Source organism: Mailhella massiliensis, from assembly GCF_020741395.1.
GTDB classification, from domain to species: Bacteria; Desulfobacterota; Desulfovibrionia; order Desulfovibrionales; family Desulfovibrionaceae; genus Mailhella; species Mailhella massiliensis_A.
Genome location: NZ_DYZA01000168.1, coordinates 1 through 8,232 on the forward strand (window position 1 = coordinate 1; position 8,232 = coordinate 8,232).

Genomic DNA, 8,232 nt, shown 5'->3' on the forward strand with positions numbered 1-8,232 from the left:
AGCCTGAACAACTCCGTCTTATCGAAAAGGTGTTTTTTCAGGTATAACCGTTTTGGGCTCCACCCGCTTAGCGGGTGGTTTTCTGTTTCGGTCGCTTCCGCTCCCTCAACTGCCTGAAGGCCTTAACCAAAAAAGACCGGCACCTTCAGGTTCCGGCCTTTTTACGGGAATTATCTCACACCGCCGCATTGAGCAGGAGGTTGTCGCGGTGTATCACTTCCGGATAATGGGCGTTGCCCAGGATAGCCGCAACTTCCAGCCTCCTGAGCCCCTTGATGCGCTCAAGGTCTTCCGAGGAGTAGTTGGTAAGCCCCACGCCTATGTGATGTTCCCCGCACATGACGCGCACCAGAGCGCCGGGCTCAAAGCTGCCCTCCACGGCGCGTATGCCTCCGGGAAGCAGGCTTCCGCCCTTTTCTTCCAGCGCGCGGGCCGCGCCTTCGTCCACAAAAATACTGCCCTGCGGTTCCGACTGATAGGCCATCCAGTACTTGCGGCGCGACACGGCCTGTTCCGCCGGACGCACCCAGGTCCCCAGGTTTTCCCCTGCGAACACAGCGTCGAGCACGTCCGCCCGACGTCCGGGAAGAATGAGCGTAGGCACGCCGAGCTGCGCAGCGCGCCGTGCCGCCATGAGCTTGGAGCGCATTCCCCCCGTTCCCACGCTGGTCTTCGCGCCGCACAAAGAATCTATGTCCAGCTCCGCAATATCGTCGATACATTCCAGACAGGGGACAGCATCTCCGGGAGCGACGGATTCGGGGTTGACCGCAAGCACGCCGTCGGCACTTGTCAGGTTGATGTACAAATCCCCTTCCACCAGATTGAGCAGAAGGCTGGCGAGCTGGTCGTTGTCGCCGAATTTCAGATCATGCACGGCCACCGTGTCGTTTTCGTTGACGATGGGCACCACGCCCCAGCCCAGCAGGTTCATGAAGGTGTTGCGCGCATTGAGAAAGCGCGTGCGGCTGCGAAGGTCGTCCCTGGTAAGCAGCACCTGCGCACACAAAAGTCCCTGCGCGGCAAAGGCGTGCTCATACTCGCGCATGAGACAGCCCTGGCCTATGGCGGCCAGCGCCTGTTTTGCCGAAAGCCCTTCCGCAGCGTGCCCCCTTCCGGGCAGGGCCGTGCGCCCGGCGGCTACAGCGCCTGAGCTGACAAGGCAGATGCGCCTGCCTTGACGGGCCAGGCGGGCGAGCTGCTCTACAAGATTATACAGAACGGAAAGGCGCAGGCCGTCGGCGGTAGTCAGCACCGCACTGCCCACCTTCACTACGATGGTATGCGCCGAAGAGAGCGTTTTTTCCCGGGTATCCATTATTCGCGCGTCCATATCACTTCAATGTCGGGGAATTCCTCATCCACCACCACTTCGTCCTGATAGTGCACGAAGGGGTCGTGTAAATCCAGCTCATCGCGCAGCTTCCACATGCGCTCGACAAGCTCCTCAATGCCGATTTCCTCTTTGGCGGACATGAAAAATATGTCCCTGCCGTCCGCCTTCGCTCGCGCCCTGAGAGCGTCAAGCTCCTCGGGCGTGCGCAAATCTATCTTGTTCACTACCTCTATCTGGCGGCGTCTGGCAAGTTCCGGATCGAAAAGCGAAAGCTCGTCGTTGATGAGGTCAAAGCCTTCCCAGGGATTCTCCGCCTCCAGATCCACATCCTCCACACTGAGGATATGCACGAGAAAACGCGTGCGCTCCACATGGCGCAGAAAACGGTCGCCAAGCCCCTGCCCCTCATGGGCCCCTTCGATAAGCCCGGGAATATCGGCGATGATCATTCGGCGGTCGGGATCACATTCGTCGATAAGCACGCCGAGGTTGGGCGTAAGGGTGGTAAAGGGGTAATCGGCTATCTTGGGCCGCGCGGCCGACACTCGGGAAAGGAAGGTGGATTTGCCCGCATTGGGCAGTCCCAGAAGACCTGCATCCGCCAGGATCTTCAGCTCCAGGCGGAAGGTCTTCTCCTCGCCGGGCTCGCCCTTCTGAGCGAAGCGCGGGGCGCGCATGGTGGAAGATTTGAAATGTTCGTTGCCCTTGCCTCCCCGGCCTCCGGCAGCAAGCAGCACCGGCTTTTCCGTATCGGATATGTCGGCGAACAGCACTTCCCCTTCGCCTGTACGTTCATAAAGCTGCGTACCCGCAGGCAGTTCAATGACAAGATCCTCGCCCTTGTGCCCGTCGCACTGGCTGCCCATGCCGCCCTGTCCGTTGGGGGCCTCGTATATGCGCTTCAGACGAAAATCATACAGACTGTACAGTCTGTTGGAAGCAATGGCGTACACGTTGCCGCCGTCGCCGCCGTTGCCGCCGTCGGGGCCGCCCTTGGCCACGAACTTTTCCCGACGGAAGGAAACGCAGCCGTTGCCGCCCTTGCCGGCCTTCACCTGAATGGTGGCCTCATCCACAAATTTCATATCGTTGTCCTCACGATTGGAGCGTTGCGTTGCGGAAGCAAACAGCCCGGCCTCGGCATGTTCCCGGAAAAAGGCCCTGCCCGGAGACCTCCGTCTCCCCTAAAAACATGGAGAGAGGGCCAGAGCATGCCGAAGGCTCGTTTCCCTCTTGCAAAAGCGCTTTTTCGAACTTTCTCTTCCTCCCCATGCCGGAACAAAGGCCTCATCGGACAGATTTCAAGCTTATGGGGAAAAGCCCGGTGTCCAGCACCTTCAGGCTCCGGAAAACGAAAAATGCTTTTTCCGTAAAAACGCAAAGGGCGGGAAGAGCCACGGCCCTTCTCGCCCCATACGTCATACCGGAAGCACGCTTATGCCGCAACTTCGGCGGGAACGATGCTCACACGCTTGTGCACGCGGCGCTTGCGATAGAACTTTTCAAACTTCACCACGCCGTCGCACTTGGCGAAAAGGGTGTAGTCGCGGCCCATGCCGACATTGGCGCCGGGATAAACCACGGTGCCGAGCTGACGAACAATGATGTTGCCGGCAAGAACATGCTGGCCGCCGAAGCGCTTCACGCCTCTGCGCTGACCTTCACTGTCACGACCGTTGCGGGAGCTGCCGCCTGCTTTTTTATGTGCCATGATGAAACTCCTTGGAGAAAAACGGTACGCCCGTTAGGCGACGATACCGGTAACAGTAAGAACGGTGTATTCCTGACGATGGCCCTGGGTGCGGCGTTCGGCCTTGCGGCGCTTGTGTTTGAACACCACGACCTTATCGCCGAGGATGTGATCGACGACCTTGGCGGTCACCTTGGCGCCTTCCACGACGGGGGTGCCGATCTTGGTGCTTTCGCCGCCGATCATAAGCACGCGGTCGAGGGACACTTCGCTGTCCTTTTCAGCGTCCATAAGATCGACAACCACTTTGTTGCCTTCCTGAACGCGGTACTGCTTGCCGAGCACTTCAACAATAGCGTACATTAAAACCTCCGAAAAACGGGTCAGAATTGAAGCCTGCTTCCCATGATACAGGTACTCCGGAAACCGGAAAAAGCCGCAATGCGGCGCACACTCCCTGAATGATGCTGGCAGGCATGACAACCTGTTCCCGTAGGTCGGTGCAGGTGCGCCTCTCCGTGGAGGGCGACTTTTCCATTACAGGCAAGTGCATAGATGCCCTGTGCGGACATTCGAAGGATGGTCATACACGTTTTTTTTCCGCCTGGCAAGCGTTTTTTCCGGCGGAAAATTCTTCGCATGCGGAAGAGCCCCGGGCCGCGCCCCTTAACGCTGCGCATCCCCGCACCTGCGGGCATCCGCTAAAACTCAGGCCGGAGCCCATGCTTTCTCGCCGGGCCATGCATCTGAAGATGCTCCTGTCGGGCCTGTTCTCCCCGGCCCCAGCCCGTGCCACGGGCTTTCCGCGACAGGCAGAGAAAGGGGCCTGCCCTGATCTATCCGCGGCCCTTTCCCCTTGCTGTTCTCCTGACATTCCCCGCCCTCAGAAAATCCGCACTTCAGCCGAAAACCGAAGAGGCCCGTCATGCAGGATCAGGAGGCAAGGGCTTCCGGCCTTGCACAAAGGCCCGCTTTTCCCTGCCTCGATCCTGGCAAAGGGAGAGTTCAGAAATCCCGCTCCTTGTGAAGCAGCTTTTCCGCCTTTGACAGCCAGCGCTCAAGCGCGGCGTCGGCCTTCACACGGGATTCATCGTCCACATACATGGCCACGGCGGCAAGAGCTGCCGCAAGAATACCGATATCGTCGGTAAAGCCGAAAATGGGAATGAGGTCGGGAATGATATCTGTGGGCAGAATGAGGTAGCCCAGAGCCCCCAGAATGATGGCGCGCGTTCTTCCGGGCAGATCCTTGCGCTGAAGAGTATAATAAAGGATCAGGGCCGAGCGAAGCCCTTCCTTCCCCAAGACTCCGGCAAAACGCAGCAGCTTGGAATGGAAGGCTTCGTCGGAATAGGCGCGCCGGTACTTTTCATCGGTCACAAGTTCCGGTTCCACCACCGTGCGGTGTTCCTCGTCATGTTCCGTCATGGTATTTCCTCCTCTGTACGCTGCACGCCGGCCGGACGGCGAACCAAGAGTATTTCTTTGGAATACAGTTAAACCGCCCTGTTTCTGAAAAAGCCCGAAAATATGGGAGCAGCCCTCAGCCTTTCCCCGCCGGAAAAGCTGAGGGAAGTCTTCCGACCATTCTCTGTCTCCTTCCTTAAGAAACGGCTCTTCTTTTCCTGTACAGCAAAAAAAAGGAGAGAACCGCTTTCACGGTTCCCCCCTCGATATCAGGCGTCGGCGGGCAGAAGCCCGCCGTGGCATTGTTTAGTACATGCCGCCCATGCCGCCGCCCATGGGCGCAGCGGGAGCCGCAGGCTCGGGCTTGGGCAGTTCAGCAATGGCACATTCGGTGGTCAGCAGGAGAGCAGCCACGGAAGAAGCGTGCTGAAGGGCGAAACGGGAAACCTGCTTGGGGTCGATGATGCCGGCGGCCATGAGGTCTTCGTATTCACCGGAAGCGGCGTTGAAACCGAAGCCGTCCTTGCCTTCGCGCACCTTTTCCACCACCACGGAGCCTTCAAAGCCGGCATTGGCGGCAATCTGGCGCAGAGGTTCTTCCAGGGCGCGACGGATGATGTTCACACCAGCCATTTCTTCCTCGGAGGCGTCGATATCATCCAGCACGGGGAGGCAGCGGATGTAGGCGGTGCCGCCGCCAGGCACGATGCCTTCGGCAACGGCGGCGCGGGTGGCGTTGAGGGCGTCCTCGACACGGTCCTTCTTTTCCTTCATTTCGGTTTCAGTAGCGGCGCCGACCTTGATCACCGCCACACCGCCGACCAGCTTGGCCAGGCGTTCCTGAAGCTTTTCACGGTCATAATCGGAAGTGGCTTCGGCAATCTGGGCGCGGATCTGGGCGACACGGGCCTTGATATCGGCAGGCTGGCCGGCACCGTCGACGATGGTGGTGTTGTCCTTGTCGATATGCACGCGCTTGGCGGTACCCAGGTTGGCGAGGGTGAAGTTTTCAAGCTTGACGCCCATTTCTTCGGAAGCCACGGTACCGCCGGTAAGAATGGCGATATCCTGGAGCATGGCCTTGCGGCGGTCACCAAAGCCGGGAGCCTTCACGGCAGCGACCTGCAGGGTACCGCGCAGCTTGTTCACCACGAGGGTGGCAAGGGCTTCGCCTTCAACGTCTTCGGCAATGATGAGCAGCGGGCGGTTCATCTTGGCCACCTGTTCGAGCACGGGCAGCATTTCCTTCATGCCGGAAATCTTCTTTTCCTGGAGCAGAATGAAGGGGTTCTCAAGGTCGCACACCAGCTTTTCGGCGTCGGTGACGAAATAGGGAGAGAGGTAGCCGCGGTCGAACTGCATGCCTTCCACAGTTTCCAGCGTGGTTTCAAGACCCTTGGCTTCTTCCACGGTGATGACGCCTTCCTTGCCCACCTTGCTCATGGCTTCGGCAATGATGTTGCCGATGGTGGCGTCGGCGTTGGCGGAAATGGTGCCGACCTGGGCGATTTCCTTCTGGTCGCGGGTGGGCTTGGCAATATTGCCGAGCTCAGCGGTGATGGCGGCCACGGCCTTGTCGATGCCGCGCTTGATGGGCATGGGATTGCGGCCGGCGGCCACAAGCTTCACGCCTTCATGATAGATAGCCTGGGCCAGAACAGTGGCGGTGGTGGTACCGTCGCCCGCAGCGTCGTTGGTCTTGGAGGCCACTTCGCGGACGAGCTGAGCGCCCATGTTCTCGAACTTGTCTTCCAGCTCGATTTCCTTGGCAACAGTCACGCCGTCCTTGGTGATGACGGGAGCGCCGTAGGCCTTTTCAATGAGCACGTTGCGGCCCTTGGGGCCGAGAGTGACCTTGACGGCGTTGGCAAGCTTGTCCACGCCAAGGGCCAGACGTTCGCGGGCCTTGGCGTCGAAAAGAATCTCTTTAGCAGACATGATATGTTCTCCTGGAAAAAATAGAGGAAATTGTTCGGATTAGTCGAGGATGGCGAGGATATCTTCTTCGCGCATGATGATGTGGTCGGCGCCGTTGACCTTGATTTCGGTGCCGGCATACTTGGCAAAAAGCACCACATCGCCGGGCTTCACTTCCATGGCGACGCGTTCGCCCTTGTCGTTCAGCTTGCCGGGGCCGCAGGCCACGATTTCACCCTTGGAGGGCTTTTCCTTGGCGGCATCGGGAATGAAAAGACCGCCGGCGGTCTTTTCTTCAGATTCAAGGCGTTTCACGAGCACACGGTCATTGAGGGGTTTCATTACCCATATCCTCCCAAAAAATTTGTTATGGTAAACTCTCCAGCACTGTTCCAGATAAACCCGGAAGACTGTGCGAAAAAGCGGCGCTGGAAAACGGCCGGGAATGATAGCTTCCCGGTGACGAACCATAGATAAGCCTGCTTTTGAACTTGAAAAGGGGCAAAAGAACATTTTTTTGCGCTTTTTTCATAAAAAAAATAAATATTCAGTAAATTCCATATATTATAAACTAAAAAAATAATTCTTCCCCGCTGCCTTTCGCTCCTTTCCCGCCTTTTTACCGCCATGATCGGCACGGCAAGGCCTGCAGATTTCCCCGGTAGAAAACATTTTCTGTCTTCTTTGTAAGGGTTCTACGGTAAAGATGTCCCGGCCTCTGCAGTGGGGGGCATGTCCCATCGCCCGGCCCCACCGCCTTTCCAGGAAAAACAGGATGGGCCGCCCTCCCCGTAGAACTTTTCCACCCCATACGACAGGTTCAGGCAAGAATGAGAGCGGAACGTGTCTACCTTCCCTGCCCCTCCCGCCCTATGCTTTTTTCAAGGTCGGGCATGCATGCCCCTCCGCATCACGGAATGAAGCGCCCGCCATGATACCGTCCCCCAAGGAGACCTCATGAAAAAAACTTCTCTCTTCCGGCCGTCCTTACTTCTCTCCCTCTTATGTGTACTGGCTTCAGCCCTGCCCGCTGCAGCCCAGACACAGGAAAAACAATATGGAGCAGTCATGATGAACCAGTCCCCCGCACAACAGGCTACCGAAGCGATTCTCCCGACGCTGGAAAAAAACGATCCCGATCTTGCCGCCATGCGCGCGCGGCTTACCCGTGAAGAATCCATGGCCCAAAGCTCTCTGGATACCGGAAAGCGCCACCTCGTCACTCTGGCCGCACTGGCCGCAGTGCAGGGCGAGCACGACATAAAACAATGTACGGAGCAAGCGCTTCAGGCAGGCGTTACGCCCATACAAATCAAGGAAGCCCTGTACCAGTGCGCGCCCTACATTGGATTCCCCAGAACGGAAGCGGCCCTTCGCTGCGTCAACGACGTGTTCCTCTCCCGGGACATTCCTCTGCCTTTGCAGAGCATGGCCACGGTGACGGAACAAAACCGCTTTTCCCATGGGCTCGCGGTACAGAAATCCATTTTCGGCGAAGCTATCGACAACATGCATGCCGCAACGCCGGAAGGCCAGAAGCGCATCATGGTGGAACACCTTTCCGCCTTCTGTTTCGGCGACCTCTACACCCGCGGCGGACTCGATCTGAAGACCAGGGAACTTGTGACCTTCTCCGCTATCAGTGCGCTGGGAGGCTGTGAATCACAGGTCAAGAGCCATGTTCAGGGCAACGCGAACGTGGGGAACAGCAAAAAGGAACTGGTGGACGCTCTGGAGGCCATACTCCCCGTCATCGGCTTTCCCCGCACGCTGAATGCCCTTTCCTGCGTCAACGCCGTTCTGCCGGAATAAAGGAGTGCCGTCCTTTCCCTCGAAGGGGCGGCATGTTCCCCGAACTCTCAGTTTTCCCATACGTTCGGCA

8 protein-coding genes are annotated in these 8,232 nt (G+C 58.2%); 1 reads left to right on the forward strand and 7 read right to left on the reverse strand.

What is annotated here, in order from left to right; all coding sequences use genetic code 11:
• Nucleotides 1-175 precede the first annotated feature (175 nt).
• The 7 genes from proB to groES all read right to left on the reverse strand — a co-directional run bounded on the left by proB (nucleotide 176) and on the right by groES (nucleotide 6,692).
• A complete protein-coding gene (gene proB / locus K8W16_RS08385; protein WP_304122704.1) occupies nucleotides 176-1,318 on the reverse strand; it encodes a glutamate 5-kinase in 1,143 nt (380 codons plus the stop codon).
• Nucleotides 1,318-2,421, reverse strand: coding sequence for a GTPase ObgE (gene obgE / locus K8W16_RS08390; RefSeq protein WP_304122697.1), 1,104 nt, complete (start codon nucleotides 2,419-2,421; stop codon nucleotides 1,318-1,320). Before obgE ends, proB begins: the two co-directional genes overlap by 1 nt.
• Before the next feature lie 350 nt (nucleotides 2,422-2,771).
• Complete coding sequence (rpmA, locus tag K8W16_RS08395; RefSeq protein ID WP_304122698.1) at nucleotides 2,772-3,047, reverse strand: 50S ribosomal protein L27; 276 nt, start codon at nucleotides 3,045-3,047, stop codon at nucleotides 2,772-2,774.
• A gap of 33 nt (nucleotides 3,048-3,080) precedes the next feature.
• Nucleotides 3,081-3,389 carry a 50S ribosomal protein L21 gene (rplU, locus tag K8W16_RS08400; RefSeq protein ID WP_304122699.1) on the reverse strand — a complete coding sequence of 103 codons (309 nt, stop codon included), beginning with the start codon at nucleotides 3,387-3,389 and terminating at the stop codon, nucleotides 3,081-3,083.
• A gap of 642 nt (nucleotides 3,390-4,031) precedes the next feature.
• Nucleotides 4,032-4,454, reverse strand: a complete 423-nt coding sequence (locus tag K8W16_RS08405) for a YkvA family protein (RefSeq protein WP_304122700.1) — start codon at nucleotides 4,452-4,454, stop codon at nucleotides 4,032-4,034.
• Between the two features lie 285 nt (nucleotides 4,455-4,739).
• Nucleotides 4,740-6,371: a chaperonin GroEL gene (gene groL / locus K8W16_RS08410; RefSeq protein ID WP_304122701.1), complete on the reverse strand. Its 1,632-nt coding sequence runs from the start codon at nucleotides 6,369-6,371 to the stop codon at nucleotides 4,740-4,742.
• A gap of 39 nt (nucleotides 6,372-6,410) precedes the next feature.
• Nucleotides 6,411-6,692, reverse strand: a complete 282-nt coding sequence (gene groES, locus K8W16_RS08415; RefSeq protein WP_304122702.1) for a co-chaperone GroES — start codon at nucleotides 6,690-6,692, stop codon at nucleotides 6,411-6,413.
• A gap of 726 nt (nucleotides 6,693-7,418) precedes the next feature.
• On the opposite strand from groES, the gene K8W16_RS08420 reads away from it, so the two are divergent.
• A complete protein-coding gene (locus K8W16_RS08420) occupies nucleotides 7,419-8,162 on the forward strand; it encodes a carboxymuconolactone decarboxylase family protein (protein WP_304122703.1) in 744 nt (247 codons plus the stop codon).
• Nucleotides 8,163-8,232 lie beyond the last annotated feature (70 nt).